This is a genomic window from Butyrivibrio sp. MB2005 (assembly GCF_000424285.1).
GTDB lineage: Bacteria > Bacillota > Clostridia > Lachnospirales > Lachnospiraceae > Butyrivibrio.
The window spans coordinates 1-22,725 of record NZ_AUJP01000035.1 but is presented as its reverse complement, the minus strand read 5'-3'; the positions used below and the strand labels follow the sequence as shown (position 1 = coordinate 22,725).

20 protein-coding genes are annotated in these 22,725 nt (G+C 42.6%); 2 read left to right on the top strand and 18 right to left on the bottom strand.

All coding sequences use genetic code 11. The features are described from left to right. A partial coding sequence (locus tag G610_RS22750) for a transposase (RefSeq protein ID WP_026525357.1) occupies positions 1-192 on the top strand: 192 nt, incomplete at its 5' end. A 451-nt stretch (positions 193-643) separates the two neighbouring features. On the opposite strand, the gene rlmD is transcribed toward G610_RS22750, so the two are convergent. The 18 genes from rlmD to G610_RS0114400 all read right to left on the bottom strand — a co-directional run bounded on the left by rlmD (position 644) and on the right by G610_RS0114400 (position 21,024). Next, positions 644-2,050 (bottom strand): 23S rRNA (uracil(1939)-C(5))-methyltransferase RlmD, encoded by a 1,407-nt coding sequence (rlmD, locus tag G610_RS0114485; protein WP_026525356.1) that lies wholly within the window; start codon positions 2,048-2,050, stop codon positions 644-646. Beyond that, entirely contained in the window at positions 2,047-2,310 is a 264-nt protein-coding gene (locus G610_RS0114480) for a hypothetical protein (protein ID WP_026525355.1), read from the bottom strand. The genes rlmD and G610_RS0114480 overlap by 4 nt, the downstream gene beginning before the upstream one ends. A 187-nt stretch (positions 2,311-2,497) precedes the next feature. After that, complete coding sequence (locus tag G610_RS0114475) at positions 2,498-4,942, bottom strand: ATP-dependent helicase (RefSeq protein ID WP_026525354.1); 2,445 nt, start codon at positions 4,940-4,942, stop codon at positions 2,498-2,500. Between the two features lie 16 nt (positions 4,943-4,958). Beyond that, positions 4,959-5,609, bottom strand: a complete 651-nt coding sequence (locus G610_RS0114470) for a DUF1836 domain-containing protein (RefSeq protein WP_026525353.1) — start codon at positions 5,607-5,609, stop codon at positions 4,959-4,961. Then, positions 5,606-7,312, bottom strand: a complete 1,707-nt coding sequence (gene recN, locus G610_RS0114465) for a DNA repair protein RecN (RefSeq protein ID WP_026525352.1) — start codon at positions 7,310-7,312, stop codon at positions 5,606-5,608. The genes G610_RS0114470 and recN overlap by 4 nt, the downstream gene beginning before the upstream one ends. Positions 7,313-7,315: 3 nt before the next feature. Next, positions 7,316-7,798: an arginine repressor gene (gene argR, locus G610_RS21100; protein WP_051198028.1), complete on the bottom strand. Its 483-nt coding sequence runs from the start codon at positions 7,796-7,798 to the stop codon at positions 7,316-7,318. Then, entirely contained in the window at positions 7,795-8,652 is an 858-nt protein-coding gene (locus G610_RS0114455) for an NAD(+)/NADH kinase (RefSeq protein WP_026525351.1), read from the bottom strand. Before G610_RS0114455 ends, argR begins: the two co-directional genes overlap by 4 nt. A 2-nt stretch (positions 8,653-8,654) precedes the next feature. Next, positions 8,655-9,545 carry a TlyA family RNA methyltransferase gene (locus G610_RS21095; protein ID WP_026669295.1) on the bottom strand — a complete coding sequence of 297 codons (891 nt, stop codon included), beginning with the start codon at positions 9,543-9,545 and terminating at the stop codon, positions 8,655-8,657. Next, positions 9,538-11,397 (bottom strand): 1-deoxy-D-xylulose-5-phosphate synthase, encoded by a 1,860-nt coding sequence (dxs, locus tag G610_RS0114445; protein ID WP_026525350.1) that lies wholly within the window; start codon positions 11,395-11,397, stop codon positions 9,538-9,540. The genes G610_RS21095 and dxs overlap by 8 nt, the downstream gene beginning before the upstream one ends. A 12-nt stretch (positions 11,398-11,409) precedes the next feature. Beyond that, entirely contained in the window at positions 11,410-12,330 is a 921-nt protein-coding gene (locus tag G610_RS0114440; protein WP_026525349.1) for a polyprenyl synthetase family protein, read from the bottom strand. Beyond that, on the bottom strand, positions 12,330-12,554 hold the full coding sequence (gene xseB, locus G610_RS0114435; RefSeq protein ID WP_026525348.1) for an exodeoxyribonuclease VII small subunit: 225 nt from the start codon (positions 12,552-12,554) through the stop codon (positions 12,330-12,332). Before xseB ends, G610_RS0114440 begins: the two co-directional genes overlap by 1 nt. Continuing rightward, positions 12,547-13,758 carry an exodeoxyribonuclease VII large subunit gene (xseA, locus tag G610_RS21090; RefSeq protein ID WP_035797664.1) on the bottom strand — a complete coding sequence of 404 codons (1,212 nt, stop codon included), beginning with the start codon at positions 13,756-13,758 and terminating at the stop codon, positions 12,547-12,549. Before xseA ends, xseB begins: the two co-directional genes overlap by 8 nt. Next, entirely contained in the window at positions 13,751-14,149 is a 399-nt protein-coding gene (gene nusB, locus G610_RS0114425; RefSeq protein ID WP_026525347.1) for a transcription antitermination factor NusB, read from the bottom strand. The genes xseA and nusB overlap by 8 nt, the downstream gene beginning before the upstream one ends. A gap of 17 nt (positions 14,150-14,166) precedes the next feature. Then, complete coding sequence (locus tag G610_RS0114420) at positions 14,167-14,535, bottom strand: Asp23/Gls24 family envelope stress response protein (protein WP_026525346.1); 369 nt, start codon at positions 14,533-14,535, stop codon at positions 14,167-14,169. Between the two features lie 64 nt (positions 14,536-14,599). Then, the gene (locus G610_RS22360) at positions 14,600-16,177 is read right to left on the bottom strand and encodes a transglutaminase domain-containing protein (protein ID WP_026525345.1); all 1,578 of its coding nucleotides are present in this window, start codon (positions 16,175-16,177) and stop codon (positions 14,600-14,602) included. A 38-nt stretch (positions 16,178-16,215) separates the two neighbouring features. Further along, entirely contained in the window at positions 16,216-17,823 is a 1,608-nt protein-coding gene (locus G610_RS0114410; protein ID WP_026525344.1) for a peptide chain release factor 3, read from the bottom strand. A gap of 158 nt (positions 17,824-17,981) precedes the next feature. Continuing rightward, positions 17,982-19,754 carry a methyl-accepting chemotaxis protein gene (locus G610_RS0114405; protein ID WP_026525343.1) on the bottom strand — a complete coding sequence of 591 codons (1,773 nt, stop codon included), beginning with the start codon at positions 19,752-19,754 and terminating at the stop codon, positions 17,982-17,984. A 115-nt stretch (positions 19,755-19,869) separates the two neighbouring features. Then, positions 19,870-21,024, bottom strand: coding sequence for a phosphopentomutase (locus tag G610_RS0114400; protein WP_026525342.1), 1,155 nt, complete (start codon positions 21,022-21,024; stop codon positions 19,870-19,872). Positions 21,025-21,270: 246 nt separating this feature from the next. Here G610_RS0114400 and G610_RS0114395 point away from each other — a divergent pair, with 246 nt between their 5' ends. Continuing rightward, positions 21,271-22,653: an IS4 family transposase gene (locus tag G610_RS0114395; protein ID WP_026524857.1), complete on the top strand. Its 1,383-nt coding sequence runs from the start codon at positions 21,271-21,273 to the stop codon at positions 22,651-22,653. The last annotated feature ends 72 nt before the right edge of the window (positions 22,654-22,725 follow it).

Here is a 22,725-nt window from a genome sequence, read left to right as displayed (position 1 = left end):
GGAGCACTCCTTAGAATGAACAGATCCATTCAAGCGGAAGGTACTTTCGGAATCATAAAAAATGATCGTTGGTATAAAAGAATAGTCCGAAAAGGAATAGAATCCGTAAAACTTGAGGTTCTTTTGGTTTCAATAGGTCATAACTTATATAAATATCACAATAAAAAGATGCATCTCCAAGAAGCTGCCTGAGTTTAAAAAGTTTGTAGTTCTTGGGGAAAGGGGTATTATACTCTGTTTTTGCCAAAAACAGCATGCCTCACAAAAAAATGATATAAAAAGGGAGCTGGAAAAAATGATTATCTCATTTTTTCACAGCCCCACTAATCTCAGCATGCATATTTAACTTGTAAACCATTTTAGTTTACGCTTTAGTAAAACAAAACCTGTAGACAATGCCTACAGGTTTTAGCTCATTATCCGTCCGCCAATATCTACCATTTCCGTCCTAACCTCTCGGCGGACTTCATTCCTACATATTGGCGTACATATTCAAATTCTATCTTATCAGCGTACAACAGAAGCGTCCGCAGATATGTATTTTTCCATATCCCCTTAGCTTCATTGTCCGCCATAAGTACATAATTTTTGCTTCGATTTTTGTTGATTTGTTCCCTTGTAAAACTGCCTCAAATCTGCATGGTTATGCGGTTGTCTTGGTGAGCAAGACGACTGTTTCAACATGATTTGTCCAGGGGAACTGGTCCACAGCCACAGCGCGCTGTACATAATATCCACCCTCTGCGAGCTGCTCTAGGTCTCTGGCAAGAGATGTAGGTTTGCAGCTGACATAGATCATGTGGTCTACACCGTAGGCGATTATCTTGGCGAGAGCCTTGGCGTTGATGCCGTCTCTTGGAGGATCAAGGATGATGAGATCAGGTCTTGTTTCGATCTCGTCAAGAACCTTGAGGACATCACCTGCGATGAATTCGCAATCCTGAAGGCTGTTTCTTGCAGCGTTTTCTTTTGCTGCGTTAACTGCTTCTTCTACTATTTCAACACCGATTACCTTGTTGGCAATAGGTGCAACAATCTGAGCTATGGTTCCGGTTCCGCAATAGAGGTCATAAATTACCTTATCGCCCGGATCTTCATTTGTGTTGTGATAGAGTCCGTCAATGTATTCTCTTACTGTGCCGTAGAGTACTTCGGCACTAAGAGAATTAGTCTGGAAAAATGAGAAGGGTGTTATTCTGAAGCGAAGACCAAGAAGCTCTTCGTAGAAATAATCCTGCCCATACAGAATAGACGTGCCTTCGTCAATGACAGCGTCAGCCTTTGCATCATTTACAGTATGCAGTATTCCAACTATTCTGCCCTTTAAGTCAAGGGTGAGAAGCATATCACTAAATGCAGAAAGATCATGATCTTCCTGAGTAGTTGTGATGATATCTACAAGAATCTCACCGGTTCTTACGGCTTTTCTTACAAGGAGGTGTCTTAAATAACCCACCTGCTTCATTCTGTGATAGTAAGTAATCTTGCCATCTTTGTACATGTCTCCGAAAAATGAGAGCGTAGCACTTAAGATGTGATTATAGTCATCATCCACAATTCTGCAGCCGGTGACACTTACGATATCATACATGCTGTTTCTTTTGTGCATGCCAAGAGCGAGGGGGCCGTTCAGCTCCTCGTCTCCAAAAGTAAATTCCATTTTGTTGCGATATGCAAATTTAACGGGACTGGTCTTAATTCCTTCCCAGGTGTAACTCTTTTTCTGCTTTTCCAAAATAGGATTGAGAATTCGTCTTACCTGCTGCTCCTTAAGTCCCAGCTCCTTTACATAGGGCATAGTAAGATAACTGCAGCCGCCACATTTTCCAAAATGGATGCATGGACTTTCTATGGCGTCCCCAGCTTCTTCCAATACTTCCAAAAGTCTGGCTTCAAATCTGCCATTTCTGGCTTTTGTTATCACGCATGAAACGCGCTGACCGGGAAGTGCGTTTTTTACAACGATCTTCCCGTCAGGTGTTTCAAGAATTCCCTTGTTGGGAAATTCCACTCGCGATATTTTTCCGGTTATGATGTCTTTACGTTTCATTTCTCAAGATCCAAATCCACGAAGTCGTCATCAAAATCATCAAAGTCGTCATCGTCATAATCATAGTCATCGTCGTATTCCGGTATCATATAGTCAAATACCAGGTATGCTATGGTCGCAACTGCTGCGATTGCTCCAAAAACTGCCAGGCACCAAAGAATGATGTTTGAAGGCTTCTTAGCGTTAGCTGCCTCTTTCTTCTCCATCAGCTCGTTGATTCTGGTAAACTCCAAAAGTTCATCAATTTTGTTTCTTTCCATAACAAACCCCTTTCAATTATTTTTTATTTTTGAATGGTTTCCGTTTCCAAAACGCCAAACCACTCCTATTTCATTGTACACGACAAACCGTGCTGTTTCCACGAAAAACCAAAGTATTAATACTTTTTTAATTCTTGCAAAGCTCATGATAAACAAACTAATTTACGTATATAATCGCCCTTCATAATCACAGCTTCTTAAGCTTGGCAAAAGCAGCAAACATTATCTTCTGACCATAGTCGTCAAAATCTATTGTCACCTTATAGTCCCTTGGCTCTTTCACGATATCCTTAACAACACCCTTGCCAAATTTGATGTGCTCTACTCTGTCGCCAACACCATAATCAGGCTCTGTTCCCGCAGGCATTCCCTTGCTGAGTGATGCAAGTCCGCCCTTGCCGCTAAGGGCATTACTGTGTGATGTTGCGGCTCCCGCGATAAACGGCTTATCCTTTGGAACTGCTCTCTTGAGCGCCGGCTTAGCTGCTGCTCTTGCAGTTGGCTTCCCGGTAGCAGCCGTGGTTCCTGAATATGCACTTCTTTGAAGCGGTGATGAGGTATTATATCCTGTCCCGCTTGAGAAGTTCATCTTCTTTTTGAAAAGAGTACCTGTTGTAACATCGATATCATCATCGTCATCAATTGATTCGCCGCCATCATAAAGATACTGATTAACTCCGGAATTACTTATATCATCCAAAAGCTCTCTTGGAATCTCAGTGACAAATCTGCTGATACGATTGTACTGAACCTGTCCCTTGTTCATTCTGCTCTTTGCACAGGTAAGAGTAAGATGCTTCTTGGCTCTGGTAATACCAACGTAAGCAAGTCGTCTCTCCTCTTCGACACCGTCGGGATCGGAATCCTCATTCATAAGTGTCATGTAGCTTGGAAATACATTCTCCTCCATGCCGGTGAGATATACATTATCAAACTCCAGACCCTTAGCACTGTGAAGGGTCATGAGGAGAACCTTGTCATCCTCATCAGATACGTTATCGATATCTGCAACCAGTGCCACCTCTTCAAGGAATCCTGTAAGTGTAGGCTCATCCTCTTTATCTTCATATGCAGCCATCTTGGAAATAAGTTCGTCCACGTTTCTCTCGCGGTCGTTTTCCTCTGTGGACTCATCCTCATCTATTGAACGAAGATAGTCAACGTAATTTATCTCCTGGATCACATGCTGCAAAAGCTGATCAAGTCTTGCCTCTTTTGCAAAAGCTCTGAAAACTCTTATCATCTCTGCAAAAGCCTTGCACTTGGCTACAGCTGTCTTACTTAGTCCCGGAATAAGCTCCGCCTCATCGCAGGCACGTAAAAAGCTGATGTTTATCTTATCCGCATAATCCTGAACATGGGCAATACTTGTTGCTCCGATGCCCCTCTTTGGCACATTGATTATTCGCCTTGCAGAGAGATCATCAGCACCTGAATCTATAGTCTTAAGGTATGCAAGCATATCCTTAATCTCTCGTCTTCCGTAGAAATTCACGCCGCCCACAAGGTCGTATGGGATTCCCTCATAGACAAAACGCTCTTCCAAAAGTCTTGACTGCGCGTTTGTTCTGTACAATACCGCAATATCTTTATAATCTGCCTTACCTGATTTCTTAAGCTTTGAAACCTCGGAGGCCACAAAATCAGCTTCTTCAGGCGCAGTATTTACCTGCTTTAATCTTACAAGCTCGCCTTTTCCTTCGTCGGTCCAGAGAGCTTTTTCCTTACGTCCGTAATTGTTCCTGATAACATTATTTGCTGCATCCAGAATACTCTGTGTTGACCTGTAGTTCTGCTCGAGCTTAATAACGCAGGCATCAGGATAAACCTTCTCGAAATCAAGGATATTCCTGATATTTGCCCCCCTGAATCTGTAGATACTCTGATCATCATCACCCACAACGCAAAGGTTCTTATACCTGTCAGCAAGAAGTCTTATGAACTCGAACTGCACGTTGTTGGTATCCTGATACTCATCCACCATGATGTAACGGAATCTTTCCTGATAGTATTCAAGTACCTCAGGCTCATTCTTAAAAAGCTTAACCGTGTTGAGAAGAAGATCATCAAAATCCATGGCATTGTTTTTCTTAAGGGTATTCTCATACTCTATATATGCCTTGGCTATCTTCATTTTTCTAAAATCATCACCGGATGCAAGGGCGTATTCATTTGCATCAATGCAGTTATCCTTTGCATGGGAAATAGCCGTCTGAATAGCCCTCAGCTTAAGCTGCATAGTTTCAAGCTGATATCTCTTACAGATATCCTTCATAACAGACTTGGAGTCATCGGTATCATAGATTGTAAAATTGTTCTGATAACCCAGCTTGTCTGCGTGACGTCTAAGTATTCTTACACAGGTTGAATGAAAAGTTGAAACCCATATACTCTCAGAGCCAAAGCCTACGATATTGTCTACTCTGTCTCTCATCTCCCCTGCTGCCTTATTGGTGAAGGTAATGGCGAGAATGTTCCAGGGATTAACTCCGCATTCATCAATTAAATAAGCAATTCTGTGCGTAAGAACCCTGGTTTTACCTGATCCCGCACCTGCCAGGATGAGGACCGGTCCGTCCGTCTGCAGAACTGCTTTTTTCTGTTCACTGTTAAGTGTATCGTATATACTCATCTAAAACGTAATTCCTCTATTTCTTCTTTTTCCTGCTCTCTTTCCCACCTTTGGTATCTGTCTTGTTCATGCATACACTCTCCACATGATCAAGCATAGTCTCGATGAGAAGCTTTTTCATGAAAACATCGTAGGAAAGCATAGAGATGAAATTCAGAAGCTGAAGCTCTGCTCTTTCATCCTCAGGAGCATCCGGAAAAGTATCATCAATTGCAACCTTGTATTTTTTCTCAATATCCTTTTTAAGATTATCGATTATATCATCCTGCTCATCGTAGATCATCTGATAAATATCCTTCAGATTCACTTCCTTATCGGTATCGCCAAAGCGGTCTCTCATAGGCTTAAGCAGCGTATGAATGTCATTTATGGACAAAATGCTCTTGTAATAATAAATAAAAATCAGAATGATTATGTGATCCTTGGAATACTTCTTTTTCACAGGAGGCGGCAAAAGATCATTCTTAGCATAGTTATTGATCATGGTCTTGGTGAGAATCTTATCTGCACCGGGACGTCTCACAGATTTGTGGAGACTGTCATCCATAAAAGTAAGAAGCTGATCCATATACAGATCGATGTTGGGAATATCCTTTACATCGACCTGTTTAATACGATCAAGACTACTCATTATGCTGTTTAAAAGGTCATCATAGTCAAGTGTCATTTCGTCTCCTTAACGTTACCTGCCTGTTTAATCATATCTCTTGCATTTTCAAGAGCAGTATCTGTAATCTCAGCGCCGCCAAGCATTCTTGCAAGCTCTGATACTCTCTCATCATCTGAGAGTTCGGTTATCTTGGTGACAGTTCTCTCCTGTCCGTTCTCATCTGCCAGTTCTTTTCTGATCTCAAAATGAGAGTCAGCCATAGCTGCAATCTGCGGAAGATGTGTGATACAGATAATCTGATGGTCAAGTGATAACCTGCCCAGCTTCTCTGATACCTTCCATGCAGTGTGTCCGCTGATTCCGGCATCTATCTCATCAAAAATAAGAGTATCTATCTCATTTTTCTCAGATACTACTGTCTTAAGGGCCAACATGATTCTGGAAAGCTCACCGCCACTGGCTACGTTACTAAGCGGTCTGAGGGCTTCACCGGGGTTAGTTGATATCATGAATTCCACATCATCATAACCCTCTGCTGAAATACGCTCATCAGAAGAATCCACAGCTATCTCGAACCTCACATCTATAAAATTAAGGTCCTCCAATGCCTTCCTTAGGAGCTGTGAAAGCTTAAGCGCATTCTCTTTTCTTACTGCGGAAATATCCGCACATAATCCAAGAACTTCTTCATGGAGCTTCTTTTCATCTGCAAGAAGCTTCTCTCGATATGCACCGAGATCTTCGAGTTTTCTTAACTCTTCTTCCTTTTCATCGCGGTATTTAAGAACGGCCTCAATTGATCCGCCGTATTTATCCTTAAGATGATTTACAGTATTAAGCCTTTCCTCTGTCTCTGCAAAAGCTTCTGCATTAAACTCAAGGTCGCTTATGTAGGATGAAAGGTTGTGTCTAAAATCCGATAAAAGATTATCGATATCAAGAAGCTGCGCCAACAGATCATCAACTGCCTTATCATAGCTACTAACTGATGAAAGCTCTCTTACTGCTCTTCCTATCTGGTAGCTGGCGCTGTCATCACTGTCTCCTGCTCCCGTCATCTCCGCAGCAACACCTGCTGCCTCAGCGATTTTCTGAGAATTCACCATCCTGCGATAGTCATTCTCTAAAGTCTCGTCCTCACCGGGCTTTAGATTAGCACTTTCAATCTCATTGAATTCAAAGCTTGCAAGATCCTGCTCTCTTGACCTCTCCCTCTCATCGAGATTGGTCTCATCTAGCTCCTTCTGAACATTCTTCCAGTCTCTGTAAGCTGCAGCACATTTTTCTTTTAATGCGGAGAGCTTTTCACCTGCATACTCATCGAGAATCTGCAAATGCTTCTTTTTACTTAAAAGAACCTGGTTGTCATTCTGTCCGTGGATATTGATAAGGATATCTGAAAGCTCTCTAAGCTGCCTTGCACTTACGGTCTCACCGCCTGCCTTGCAGACACTTCTTCCCTCCATGATCTTTCTTTGAAGGATAAGAGTTCCATCCTCTTCCACAGGAATATCCAGCTCTTTAAGTCTCTGAAGCTGTACCTCATCATCTATTCCAAAGGTCAGCTCAATAAGAGCATAGTCTGCTCCCGTTCTTATCATGTTACTGTCCGCTTTTCCACCCAGCGCAAGATTCACGCTGCCGATGATCACAGACTTACCTGCTCCGGTCTCACCACTCATTATGTTGAGACCCTTCCTGAATTCAATCTCCTGCTCATTTATAAGTGCAAGATTTTTTACGTGTAAACTGTATAACATAAGTTAATCCTTTCCCCTGCTTCTCCGGGCTTGGGAAAATGGGCTTAGCAAGTCGTTCAATCTGTTCATCACTATCTGAACATCATCATTTGTACGAATCGCTGCCATAATGGTGTCATCACCAGCTATACATCCAACTACTTCTTCAAATTCCATGGCATCAAGTGCAGCCGCAACTGCCATAGCCATTCCTGAGACAGTTCTTATAACCAGAATGTTCTGGGCACTGTCCATGCTTAAAAATCCGGCCTTCAGTACATCAGTGTACTTGTCATTCATGCCGGCAACGTCCTGAATAATTACATACTTATGCTTTCCGTCAGGTGTTGACCTCTTGGTAAGGCGCAGCTCTCTTATATCCCTTGAAACTGTGGCCTGCGTTACGTCAAACCCCTCAGCACGAAGCATATCAGCCATCTGCTCCTGAGTCTCGATAACGTTGTTCTGAATCATTTCAATAAGCTTTTCGTGTCTTTTCTTTTTCATACCAATTTTTTCCTTAGTGTGTTGAGAAAACTCTCACTGCTGAGCTTTACTATCTTGGTTACTTTATCCGATGTACAGATATCTATCCTGTCACCGCTTTTCATTATTTTCCTGTTGCTGCCATCAAGAGTCGCTTCTACTATCTGATCAGCGCCTCCGCGTCCCTCGCCTATTTCAACCGTAACCTTGTCGTGCTCTGACAAAACTATGGTCCTGGCTCCTATGGTATGGGAACATATTGGTGTCAGCAAAAGAATCTGTGCACTGGGATCCACGATGGGGCCACCGGCAGACATATTATATCCCGTTGAACCTGTCGGGGAGGACAGAATTATGCCATCCGCCTGATACTGGGTTAGCGGCATATCATTTACGAAAATATTGAAATTCAAGACCTGAATAGACGAACATCTGGCTATGACAATATCATTAAGCGCATGGTTCACTTTACCGGCATCTTCACCCTGTTGCAAAACGCCCTTTAGCATCATACGCTTCTCTATCTCAAAATCATCTGCAAGAAGCTTATCCATAGCATTTCTTGCATCGTCTATATCGACTTCTGCAAGATACCCAATCGTTCCAAGATTAACTCCGATCAAAGGTATGCCTTTGTCGATGACATTGGCCGCTGCCTGCAGCATAGTGCCGTCACCGCCAAGAACCACGCAGACCTCTGCATCATCAGGCACATTCGACGTAAACCTTGGTTTTTTCTCGTCATCGGAAGATACCATAACCTGCTCGGCAAGAGTCACCTCCGCGCCGTGCTCTTCAAGATAATCTTTTATCCTGTTAGTCTCTACTAATGCAGGATCCTTACTCGTATTGGTAATTATGAAAAAATGCTTCATGCTCACAGCTCCCCGTGTGCTTTTTCCACTGTCTCCCTTATTAGCTTTTCCATTTCAGCTTCTTTGGAATAGCCATTACCTGCAGCCTCTGTATCAGAAAGTAAATGAAGTCCTGTCCCCTCATTTATCTCAGCCACTTCATCATTTCTGTCAGCATCCTTCCTGATATAAAGCAGATATTCAATATTTCCCTCCGGTCCCCTAACCGGTGAAAAATCAAGATTCAAAATCTTGAAACCAATGATATCCGCAAAATCAATTACTCTCTCAATAACTTCTCTGTGTATCTCGGGTTCTCTTACAACGCCCTTCTTACCAACCTTATCCTTGCCCGCTTCAAACTGTGGTTTAATGAGACAAACCATTTCGCCACCATCCTTAAGAAGCTTTCTTGCAGGAATCAGAATTTTGGTAAGCGATATAAATGAAACATCCACAGAAGCAAAATCAAGATCATCATCTATATCATCACGAACAAGATATCTGAAATTGGTTTTCTCCATGCAGACAACTCGCTCGTCTGATCTGAGCTTCCATGCCAGCTGACCATGCCCCACATCCACTGAATAAACCTTAGATGCTCCGTTTTGAAGCATACAGTCTGTGAAACCGCCTGTGGATGCGCCTATATCCATACAGACAAATCCGTCCAGCTTAAGATCAAAACTCTTCATGGCTTTCTCAAGCTTAAGGCCACCTCTGCTGACGTAGGCCAATTCCTTACTCTTAACATCTATAGATGTAATTTTTGATTCATCAAATGCAGTTCCGGGTTTATCCTCACGCTGGCCGTTTACAAAAACATCACCTGCCATAATGACAGCTTTTGCCTTCTCACGGGAAGCTGCAAGGCCTCTTGAAACCAGGATCACATCCAGTCTTTCTTTAGGCATTATTTTTCATGTACTCCATTATCTTCTCAGCTACGGAATCAGCATCAATTCCGATCTGTGCAAAAAGCTCATCGCAGGAACCATGAGTTACGAAACGATCGGGAACTGCAATACACATCGTATATGCAGGGAGCTTTTCCTTAGCAACAAAGGCTCTCACCTGATCGCCAAAGCCGCCTGTCTCAACATTCTCTTCCATCGTAACTATAAGCTTATGGTTGCCTGAAGCTTCTCTAACGTATTCCTCATCAAAGGGCTTTACAAATCTCGCATTGGTAAGCGAGCAGTTATATCCGTTTTCTTTAAGGATATCTCTTACACCCTCTGCAACCTTCACCATGCTTCCTACAGGAAGAAGTAAAATATCGCTCTCTTCATAGATAGGCTCTGCTTTGCCCATCTCAATAGGTTCTCTGAAATCCTTAAGTCCATCGTATGCAGTACCTCTTGGATATCTGATGGCTGTCGGTCCGTCAAATCTTATGGCAAACTTCATCATATCCGAAAGCTCCCATTTATTCTTGGGTGCCATTACATGCATATTAGGCATTGTGGACAGATACGAGAGATCAAAAACGCCCTGATGGGTCTCGCCATCACTTCCTACAAGTCCTGCCCTGTCTATCGCAAAGGTAACAGGGAGATTCTGCAGACACACATCCATCATGACCTGATCGTAGGCCCTCTGAAGGAAGGAACTGTATACTGCAAAAATTGGATGATATCCTCCAACAGCAAGTCCGGCAGCAAAGGTTACTGCATGCTCCTCTGCTATACCCGCATCAAAAAATCTGTCGGGATACATATTTCTGAATCTCTTAAGTCCTGTTCCGTCAGCCATAGCCGCAGTTATGGCAACTGCCTTGGGCTCACGTTCACCTATCTTGCACATAACAGTGCTGAAAATATCCTGATAGTTGGCAGTAGTCCTGGGCTTTCTGGGGATTCCGTTCTGTGGAAGGAAAGGCTCTGTTCCATGGAACCTTGCAGGGTGTTTTTCTGCAGGTCCAAAGCCCTTACCCTTTTTGGTAACCACATGAATAAGAACAGCCTTGCGGACCTTCTTGGCTTCACGAATTGCTGCGCGAAGCTGTGTGATATTATGTCCGTCGATAGGTCCAAGATATGTTATTCCAAGATTCTCAAAAACCATTCCCGGTACAAAGAGCTGCTTAAAGCTGTTCTTTGCACGTCTGATTCCATCTACCATCTTGGGACTAGAATTCTTAAGTGAATTATAAATATCATCACGCAGGTTAAGATAACCTTCATTGGTACGTACCACATTCAGGTATCTGGCCATTCCGCCTACATTCTCTGATATGGACATCTCATTATCATTAAGAATAATAATGTAGTTGGTATCAAGCTTAGCAGCGTTATTAAGCGCTTCATAAGCAAGTCCGCCGGTAAGTGAACCGTCACCTATTACAGATACAACAGTGTATTTTTCACCGGAAAGCTGCCTTGCTCTTACCATTCCAAGTCCCGCAGAAATACTTGTAGAACTGTGGCCTGTATCAAAGCAGTCGCAATCTGACTCTGCTCTCTTGGGGAATCCGCTAAGACCACCGAACTTTCTCAGTGTATCAAAGCCTTCCTTACGTCCTGTCAGAACCTTGTGGGTATAAGACTGATGTCCCACATCCCAGATTATTTTATCCTCCGGAAGATTAAGCTCTAAATGAAGTGCCATGGTAAGCTCCACAGCACCCAGATTGGATGCCAGGTGTCCACCTGTATGACTGATCTTATCTATCAAAAATTCTCTGATCTCCAGAGCAAGCTCATCTAAACGATTATCTGGAATATTCTTTATGTCATTTGCTTTTTTTATTTTGTTAAGCAACATGATATCTGCTCCTTACTTGTTACGTGAGATCATCCATAATACAAGCGGTATAAGGAATTCCTCACTTTTTTCGGATTTTGAAAGAATATCTGCAGCATCATCCGACAGACGCTTTACTTCCTTTTTGGAATCTTCAAGACCATGTAATGTCACATAAGTGGTCTTCTCATTCTTCTCATCGGAACCGATGGGTTTTCCAAGCTCAGCTTCATCGCCTGTAACATCAAGCACGTCATCCTGAATCTGGAAAGCAACGCCGATTTTCCTTGCTGCCTGCTCAATCTCAGAAAGCTGTGCATCAGATGCACCTGCAAGAAGAGCACCTATCATCATACTGCTCTCAAGCATAGCTGCTGTCTTGTTCTCATGGATAAAAATAAGCTCTTCCTCTGTAGCTTCAGCCTTACCCTCTGCGCAGATATCAGCGCACTGACCGCCTACCATTCCATAGATTCCGGCCTTCTGTGCAAGAATCTGAAGGGCCTTCACTCTGCGGTCTGCAATATCGCCATCAAAGGTCGGAAGCACAGTGCCGCTCTTAAAAGCTAAAAGCGCAGTCTCAAATGCAAAATTCAGAAGACCGTCCCCTGCCAGGGTAGCCATTCCGGGGCCGTAGACAACGTGTGTTGTCTTCCTGCCACGTCTGTATTCATCGTTATCCATAGCAGGCAGATCATCATGTACCAGTGAATATGTGTGAATCATTTCTATGGCTGCCATAAAAGGCTCTACGACTTCCCTGTTCTCTCCGCCAAAAGCCCTGAAAGTCTCCAGCATAAGAACCGGTCTGATCCTTTTGCCACCTGCAAGAACACTGTAGTTCATAGCTTCTATAACAAGCTTCTGATAGCCCTCTTCCTTAGGTAAAAACTTCTGAATGATTTCCTCTGCTTCAGCAGCCTTCTCATTAAGACGCTCCTCAAAAACAGTCATTACTCAAAGTCCTCCGTCTGTCCATCTCCGATAATTTTTTGAACTTTCTTCTCGACCTTATCTATCGATTCGTTACAGTACTTAAGAAGGTCCATTCCTTCCTGAAAAAGCTTGAAGGAATCCTCAAGAGAAACGTCGCTGTTCTCCAGCGCCTTAATTTTCTCATTGACCTGTTCAAAAGCATCTTCTATTGATAAATCTTTTTCTTCGATTTTCTTAGCCATTATCTCTCTTCTCCGTAGCATCCGCTGTTGCTCTGATAAGTCCGTCGCTCACATAAATATCAAGCTTATCTCCGGCCTTTACCTGGGATATCTTCTTGATATTCTGTCCGTTCTCGTCCGCTATATATGAAAAGCCTGATTTTAATTTATCCAGTGGACTAAGCGCTTTAAGCCTCTCCACATCCACATCCAAAAGATGCTTCTTATCACGGATGCGCTCAAGCATAAGTCTCTCTAACCTGTCGCTGCTCTGAGCTGCCCTCATCCTCTGATCGCGAATTCTCGCTACAGGTGAAAGATGCTGAAGGAGCCTTCTGTCATTAGCTTCCTTCTGGCTTAACAGATTTAATTTGTCCATCATCCTGCGACTTAAGATATTCTGATAGTCGCTGATATCCTGGATCAGAAGGCTTACGTCATATACCGCAAGCTCCGCAGCTGCGGAAGGTGTAGGTGCTCTCATATCCGCCACGAAATCAGATATGGTAGTATCGGTCTCATGTCCAACAGCAGAAATGATGGGAATATTGCAATTGAAAATCGCATTAGCCACCACTTCTTCATTGAATGCCCACAGATCCTCAATAGATCCGCCGCCTCGTCCTACGATGATGACATCCACATTCATACGTTCCAGTGCTTCTATACCTGCAGCAACACTCTCAGCTGCTCCGTCACCCTGAACTATTGCCGGATATAAAATAATCTGCACATAGGGATTACGTCTTGTAGACACATTGATAATATCCTTGACTGCTGCCCCTGTCTGCGCAGTTACCACACCTAAAGTCTTTATGTATTTGGGAATCGGACGCTTGTAGCATTTATCGAACATTCCCCGCTCTTCAAGCTCGGCCTTAAGCCTCTCGAATTTCTCGAATAATGCTCCCTCTCCGTCCGGCTCTATTTTTTTCGCATAGACCTGATATTTGCCATCTCTGGGATATACATCAACTGTTCCTGTAACAAGAACCTGCTGGCCGTCCTTCATCTGAAATTTGAGGCCCATAGCTCTGTTTCCGGCAAACATCACACATGAAATCGCTCCGGACGCATCCTTTAGCGTGAAATAGATGTGACCGGAGGAGTGATATTTGCAGTTACTAACCTCTCCTTTGATGGTCAAAAGGTTCAGTAGCGGTTCCTGCTGAAACATATTCTTGATGAATGTATTAACCTGAGTGACTGAATATACGTTACGCAAATTTTGCAAGTACTCCGTTAATGAATGATGAAGCTCCATCCTGACCAAACTTCTTAGCCAGCTCTACAGCTTCATTGATAGCTACTCCTGTAGGGATCTGCTCATCAAACTTGATCTCAAAAACTGCAAGACGCAGAATAGCAAGCTCAACCTTACCTATTCTCTCTGTGTTCCAGCCTGTGGTCTCGTTATTGATGAGTCCGTCGATCTCAGAAAGCTTCTCAACAACCTGCTCAAAACGATTCTTTATAAAAGCAGCATCCTTCTCATTTATATCAACATCGCTGTTCTCAATAAAAAGTGCTACCTGCTCTTCCATCTCCTCCGGTGTGTTGAACTCAACACGGAAAAGAAGTTTAAATACTTGTTCTCTAAGTTCTGATCTGTTCATAATATCCTCATTATTTTTTATTCGGGAATAGTGATTCCGGCAATGCGAACGTTAACATCTGTCACATCAAGTCCTGTCATATTCTGGATGGAAGTCTTAACGCGATCCTGAACCTGCTTACTTGTAGCAGGAATGTTGTAGCTGTAACGCATAAGAATTGAAAGATCAACTCTTACCTTGCCCTCGCCCAAAAATACCTTTGAGCTCTTAAGTACGTTCTTGGAGCTGTACTTCTCTATATTCTCGTTGGTAATGCCGCCTGCCATTGCGCTGACGCCGTCAATCTCCAGTGCTGCAAGAGTAGCGATCTTAGCAACTACATCATCTGCAAGCTTAACTGAACCGATTTTTTTCTTACCCTGTGTTGTCTGTAATTCCTTTTCCATAAAAGTAAATTCCTTTCATAAATGGATAGCATAAACCCTTATAATTATACAGGAAAATGCTTATTTAGTATAGCCAAATAATCAAAATGTACTGATCGTCAAAGGTGGTATAAGACACCGTATTATTGGATCCATCCATAAATCCGAACACCTGCTGCCCATCAAAAAGATTGCTCTTTATATCGCTATATACAGGTGCTGTACTGCATTTTATAGTAACATTATTGCTGCCGTCGGCATATCTTCTGGAAAAAAGCTCTCCAACAGCATTCATGTCGCATTCAGTAAAATACTCTCCCTCGCGGACGTAATAATTATTCTTCATGGATGTACATTCAGGCATGGGAAGTGTCTCTGAAATCACATGAGTCTTCTTGATATCCTGAGTCGTACAACATAGATATGTATAATTTATCAGCGGCATCTTCTGGGAGTTGTCACCGGATTCAATCTTCTGGTAAGAAGAATCTCCCCAGGTAGTATCCACGTATGTATACTCTCCGTCGGCATATATGAGGTTCCAGGCATGCCACACGCCGTTAACCTTTCCTGTAACCAGAGTTGCCGGAACAGAAAGCTTATTCAAAAGATACTGAGTAGCCTTGGCATAGCCCTGACATACAGATCGCCCGTTTATGAAAACAGAGCAGATATTCTGATTATCAGGCGCACTGCTGTCATACTCTGTATTAGTGATCAGATAGTCATAAACATATTTGACCTTGGAGTAGTCATCACCGCCCGCCGGAGCACCGGCAAGACATTTATTTGAATACTCGTCGATTTTGGCCTGCCTTTGCGCTATCTCTTCGGCACTGTAGATATAATTGCCTGTAAAAGAAAGCTTCTTAAGAGTTCCGCCTATGGTGTACCTTGTAAAGGTATATCCATCCATGTAGAAAATCTCGGGATGATCTGCCAATACAAAATTGCAGACCACATCAAGAGTCTCTTCATCCAAAGTGGAAATAACCACATCCTGAGCGCAGTGCTGCATTATCGCAAGCAGCTCGCAGTAAAGAGTCTGACCTTCATCGGTAAGATGCTCAAAAGCGTAATTACCGGCCTGAGATGCCTTCAGATTATCAATGTCCGAATCCAGAATTCCAAGAGATGCTCTCTGGGCATTCTGATAGGTATCACTGTAATAAGTGGTGGCATCCTGTCCTTTGCCCTCTGCAGGCTCCTCTATCTTCTCGGATCTGTTGGTCCTGCCTGTCTCCTCTTCAAGCCTTGAAATAAGATCATCAATAGACTGATTTACCTTATCTATATCAAGGGTTGATCCTTCTGAAGCAGCTTCTGAATTCTGCGATTCATCACCGGCTTCTTCATTTTCTGAACCGGTCTGCTGTGAATCTGTCTCTAAGTCAGGTGATGTCGTCTGCTGGGAATCCTCAGAAGCCTGAGTGTCAGAAGCTTCTTCCATTGCATCAGAGAAAGACTCAGTCTCAGCCTGAGCCTCCTGTGCCTGCTCATCCTTTTTATCCTTGTACTTATCCGGTTCGACAAGGCTATTATCCTGCAGATACTTGATAATAGCATCTCCGCAGCCTGTAAGCGTTGTCATCATCAGAATAAGTGCCAAAAAAGCGGATGCTTTTCTTATTAAGTTCTTAATAACACATCTGCTCTTGTCCATATTCCCCCTGTATATGACAATCATGTGTGCAAAAACTATTAGCCTACGTTCTCGTTAAACTCTCTGAGTATCAGTCCCTTATTTCTGTCTATAACCATCTGAGGACTCCACTCATTCACAAAGATGAGAAGCGGCTTGCCATTCATATCCTTGATCTTCTTCATGTCAGAGGTTCCGACAAGTGCATTGAGATCGATATCATCATTCTCAACCCATCTGATGTATTCGTAAGGAAGTGTCTCAAGTATTATCTCTACATTATACTCGTTTTGAAGTCTGAATTTAAGTACATCAAACTGAAGTACACCTACTACGCCTACGATAATCTCTTCCATTCCCATGTTGAACTCCTGGAAGATCTGAATAGCACCTTCCTGTGCTATCTGCTCGATACCCTTAACGAACTGCTTTCTCTTCATGGTATCGACCTGTCTGACTCTTGCAAAATGCTCAGGTGCGAATGTGGGAATTCCCTCGTATACTACGGAATCCTTAGGCATGCACACAGTATCTCCTATTGAAAAGATACCGGGATCAAATACGCCCATGATATCTCCCGCATAAGCCTCACTTAAGATCTTACGCTCATCAGCCATAAGCTGCTGAGGCTGTGAAAGTCTGAACACCTTGCCCGACTGAACGTGCTTAACTTCCTTATCAGCATCATAACGACCTGAGCAAATACGCATGAATGCTACTCTGTCTCTGTGAGCCTTGTTCATGTTGGCCTGAATCTTAAATACAAATGCTGTAAAATCATGATCCTTAGGATCAACAACTTCGCCATCTGAAGATGCTCTTCCACTGGGAGGAGTAGCCATCTGAAGGAAGTTATGAAGGAAAAGCTCTACGCCGAAATTCTGAAGAGCAGATCCAAAAAATACAGGTGTAAGATTACCTGCTCTTACCTCATCAAGATCGAACTCAGCTCCTGCTCCGTCCATAAGCTCTATCTCACCTTCAAGATTCTCAAGGGCTTCCTCGCCTATAGTGGAGATAAGCTGATCTCTGTCATCCATAGGAATGATAGTCTCAGTACCTTCCTTGGTTCCCTTCATGGTATCCTGGAAGGTTACAATATGCTTTTCCTTTCTGTCATAGATTCCCTTGAAGTTCTTACCGGAACCTATAGGCAGATTCATGGGGCATGTTGCTATACCAAGATGATCCTCGATATCATCGAGAAGCTCGTAGGTATCCATTGCATCTCTGTCCAGCTTATTGATAAATGTAAAAATCGGAATATGTCTCATCGTGCAGACCTTGAAAAGCTTCTTGGTCTGAGGCTCAACACCCTTACTTGCATCGATAACCATGACGGCAGAATCTGCAGCCATAAGTGTTCTGTATGTATCCTCTGAGAAATCCTGGTGTCCGGGAGTATCAAGGATATTGATGCAGCAGTCCTCAAAATTAAACTGAAGAACTGAAGATGTAACAGAGATACCACGCTGTTTCTCAATTTCCATCCAGTCCGAAACCGCATGTCTCGCAGTAGCCTTACCCTTAACAGAACCTGCAAGATTGATGGCTCCACCGTAAAGAAGGAACTTCTCTGTAAGTGTAGTCTTACCTGCATCGGGGTGAGAAATAATAGCAAAGGTTCTTCTCTTATTTATTTCATCTATTATCTGATTGTTGCTCATTGTAAACCTTTCTAAAAATACAACATAATTATATGGATTCATCAGCTAAAAAACTAATCGCCTGATGAAAACACAGAAAACGCACCTTACCTATTTTAAGGAAAGGTGCGCAATAAGTCAATGTTGCTAAATGCACGGAAATCTTTGCATTTTAAGAATTATTTTGTGGATTCCTCTTGCGGAAGCTCAACCTTGAAGTACTTCACATTACCTGTGAGCTCTTCAGCAATCTTCTGAAGATCAACAGCCTGCTCAACAACATTCTCCATAGCAGTATCAAGCTGCATAAGTGATGCGCTTGTCTCCTGTGTCGAAGCTGCATTCTCCTCGGATATGCTGGACAAGGACTCAACAGAATTAAGAATTTCTTCCTTATCCCTGTTCATGATCTCGACAAGCTCAACTATCTGCTTATTGCCTTCCTCTGTCTCTCTTAGCAGTGACAGCATCTGTTCGAAGGATTCACTCATCGCTTCAAGAGCCACGGTCTCATTGGTAATAGCTTCCTTTATGCTCTCTGTAAGCTGCTTATTATTCTCGGAATAATCAGTAATGGTTGAAAGCATGTTGGTAATCTCACCTGCCAGCTTATTGGTATTGCCTGCAAGGTCTTTAATATTGTCTGCAACAACAGCAAATCCCTTACCTGCTTCACCGGCCCTTGCAGCCTCAATTGAAGCATTAAGTGCAAGAAGGTTAGTCTGGCTTGCTATGGAAATAATGGACTCAGCAGCAGTTGATATCTGTGCAACAACACTTGCAGTCTCATTAACGGAATCTGCGACCTGCGTTGCCATCTCATCATTTTTCTGATCCTGCTCTTTAATCTGCTCAAGCTGACCTTTAACCTTGGAAGACTCTTCATAAACCTGTCTGCCGCGCTTCATATTTGCGTTCGCTGATTCAAGAACATTATCTACAGACGATCCGATATTTATCGTAATGCTGGATGTACTCTGGACATCCTCTGCCATAGCTGTAGCACCTGTTGCAAGATCATTTACAGCAGCACTTATATCGTTGGTGGTCTTCTGTGAACTGCTGATATTGGTTTTTGCATGCTCAGCCTTATCGTTAACTGATCCGGCATGGTCTATAACTCTCACAAGAGCATTTCTTAGGTCATGTCTCATTTTCTCAAGAGAGTCCCCAATATTGTTAAAATCAGAAATTACACTATGAGGTTTGATCTTTGTCACAAAATCACCTGTAGCGATTCTGTCCACATCATCAGAAATTGCCTTGATACTTCTGATTATGTACCTGATCAAAATAATCGTAAGTACCAGCAGCAGTGCGCTTACAACACCGAATACTACAAAATTGATCACTACTCTTCTTGAAATCTCAGCTGCATTTTGTTCTTTTTTTTGGCTTGCCCATACTTCCACGATATCCGACATGTTAGAAATATAATCTCTTGTAGCCTCAAACTCAATTGTAAACTGCTCAATATCGCCTTCTATGCTATTAAAATCATATGTAGACAGCCACTTATTGTATTGCGCAGCAAAGCCATTACTCATATCTGAATAACTATCCCCGTCATCATCTCTCATGGTGGTGAACAGATATTCATCTCTTTTTGCCAGTTCAGCAGCTTTATTAACTCCGTCTAAAGCCTGTTTTGCATTGCTTTCATAATCAGCCTTATATCCGGCAAGCTGCTCAGGAGTAATATACTCTCTGTATGCCAGTAACTGTGTTCCTGCCAACATGGCCTGATACAGATCCCTATCTGCATTTATCAGATCAGTACTAATGGAATAGAGCATTTCATAGTATACTTCTTCATCAGTTTCTTCGATGCTCTTCATCTGAGTACTGCCGACAATAATGCTTACTATCAAAGCAATAATAAGCGGAACAGTTACTGTCAACAATACTGCAGTCATGTTAACCTGAAATCCTGTGCCTTCGTTTTTGCCCATCTGCTGCACCTCCTAAGTATCGAGTGTGTAAAATTAATGTATACATATATTTTATTACAACAAATGGCAAAAAAATTGCTTTTTATCAATTTATAATATTCTTTTTAGAATTACATTATCCTAGCATGGATGTGCCTTCGAACTCAGGCTTAATATCAAAGTAATCAAGTACTGTAGCAGCAATATCTGCAAAAGTGCTTCTGGTTCCAAGATTACGGGGAGTAACATTTTTACCGTACATAATGAATGGAATGTACTCTCTTGTGTGGTCTGTGGTCTTAAGATACGCAGGGTCGCATCCATGGTCAGCAGTCATCATGATAATGTCGTCATCATTAAGCTTTGCCACCATCTCGGGAAGCTTACTGTCAAAGTAATTAAGAGCCTTGGCATATCCGTCAATATCTCTTCTGTGTCCGTAGAGCATATCAAAATCAACCAGGTTTACAAAGCAAAGTCCATCAAAATCTCTGTCCATATAAGCAAGTGTCTTCTCTATGCCATCTGCATTGCTCTCAGAAAATACATATTCTGTAAGACCTTTGCCCTCGAAGATATCTCTGATCTTACCAACACCAAGAACTTCTTTGCCTGCTGCCTTAAGCTGATCAAGCATTGTGGTCTTGGGTGGTTCAAGAGAATAATCGTGTCTGTGAGGTGTTCTGGTATAATTTCCGCTTGTTCCTACAAAGGGTCTTGCAATTACACGTCCTACCCCAAGGTCTCCTGTAAGCATCTCTCTTGCAATATGGCAGTACTCATAAAGGGTCTCCAAAGGCACAACCTCTTCATGGGCTGCAATCTGGAAAACAGAATCAGCAGATGTATAAACGATAAGATCGCCTGTCTTAACATGCTCATCACCGTAGTCATTTATAACCTGAGTTCCGGAATAAGGCTTATTACAAATAAGTCCTCTGCCAACTCTCTTTGAAAATGCATCCAAAAATTCCTGCGGGAAACCATCAGGGAATTTCGGCATGGGCTTTTCAGAAACTATTCCTGCTATCTCCCAATGTCCTGTTGTTGTATCCTTATCCTTGCTGGCCTCCTGGCACTTACCATAAGCCGCAGTAGGGTTCTCCACACCGGGAACACAATCAACACCATCTATATTAAAAAGACCCATGGCTCCCATGTTGGGCATAGAAAAATACTTACTTGTGGCACATGACCTTAATGTATTTACGTCAAAATCGCCATATTCAGCAGCATCAGGCTCTTCGCCTACGCCAAAGCTGTCTAATACTATCAAAAATATTCTTCCCATAAAAGCTACCTCCTAGGAAATAAAATTATTAAAGTAGAAAATCCAAGGGATTTCTAAAATACTCAAACTTCCCACTTGGGAATTGACAGTTGAACCTTGAAAACTCAATAAAAATGCCATCTAAAAAGGCGCAAGCCCAGTATTTGCGGTATAATTGAATTGACGAGAAACAAAAATACTAGCAAATAAGCGAGGTGCGCCATGTCTATTGTATCACATAACCTGAAAACTGACTATTCCGATGAAATGATTCAGAACAATGATCTAAATCGGTCAGTGGATTCCTTCATCTCTAAGTTTGAGGTTGTGAAACACCTTTACAGATGTGGCGCAGGCAAAGCCAGAGGCGTTGCAATAAGTGTCATCTTTACATATCTGCTTAAGCTTGTTTTTATGAACAAGAGCATGTATATGCAAATGCATCAGGGGAAGTTCACTGAGGCATTTTCCAAGAACGCAGTATATCGCTTTCTTGACAATCCAAAGGCCAACTGGCAGAAGTACACAATTGAGCTCTCTGCTGACATAATCAACAACATGCTCAGAGATCTTACCAGCAAGGAGCGTCGTGATGCTTTTGTTATTGATGACAGCCTGTTTGACAGGTCTCGTTCTAAGAATGTTGAGCTTTTATCACGAGTTTTTGATCACTGTGGCAAAGGTTATAAAAAAGGCTTCAGGCTCCTGACACTTGGTTGGTCAGATGGAGCAACTTTCCTTCCGATTGACTTCTGCCTGCTTAGTTCAACAAATGAAAAGAACCGTTTCAACTCAGCAAAAGACTTTGACCACAGAACATTGGCTTATCGCAGACGCGAGCAGTCTCAAACTAAATCTACAGATGTTGTTATGCAGCTTCTTGAAAATGCTGTAAAAGCAGGTCATAGTGCCAAGTATGTTCTGTTCGACAGTTGGTTCTCGGAACCGGTTAACATACAGCGAATCAAGAAGATGGGCCTTGATACCATTGCCATGATTAAGAAGAGTTCCAAAATCAATTATCTTGTTGGGGAAGAAAAGCTTAATGTAAAGCAGATCTACTCACGCAACAGAAAACGTCGCGGCCGCTCCAAATATCTTCTTTCTGTAGATGTGATGCTTGGAAAAGAAGATAAGGTACGTGGTCTTAACCCCATAGAGGCAAAGATTGTTTATGTAAGGAATCGATCCAACAGGAAGGACTGGCTTGCTATAATTTGCACTGACATGAGCCTTTCTGAAGAAGAGATCATTGCTCAATATGGAAAAAGATGGGCCATAGAGGTCTTCTTCAAGACATGCAAGAGTTATCTTCATCTTGTGAAGGAATATCGTGGTCTTTCATTTGATGCAATGTGTGGTCACATAGCTGTTGTTTTCACAAGATACATGATACTTGCGATTAACCGGAGATATTCTGATGACCAGCGTAGTCTCGGTGAGATATTCTTCTTCATGGTTGATGAGATTGCTGACATCACTTTCGATGATTCCATGCAGATCATATTTACTGCACTGTTTGAGGCTATATCAGTTGTGTTCCAGCCTACTGAAGCCAAGATGACTGAGTTCATCAATGCATTCCTCGGCGGGCTTCCCGATTATATGCAGAGCGCCCTTAGCCCCATGCAAGAGGCTCTGACTGCCTGATGTATATTTGACATGGCATCTTTATTGAGTTTTCAAGGGACTAATCCACTTTTACAAGTGGGAAGTTTGAGT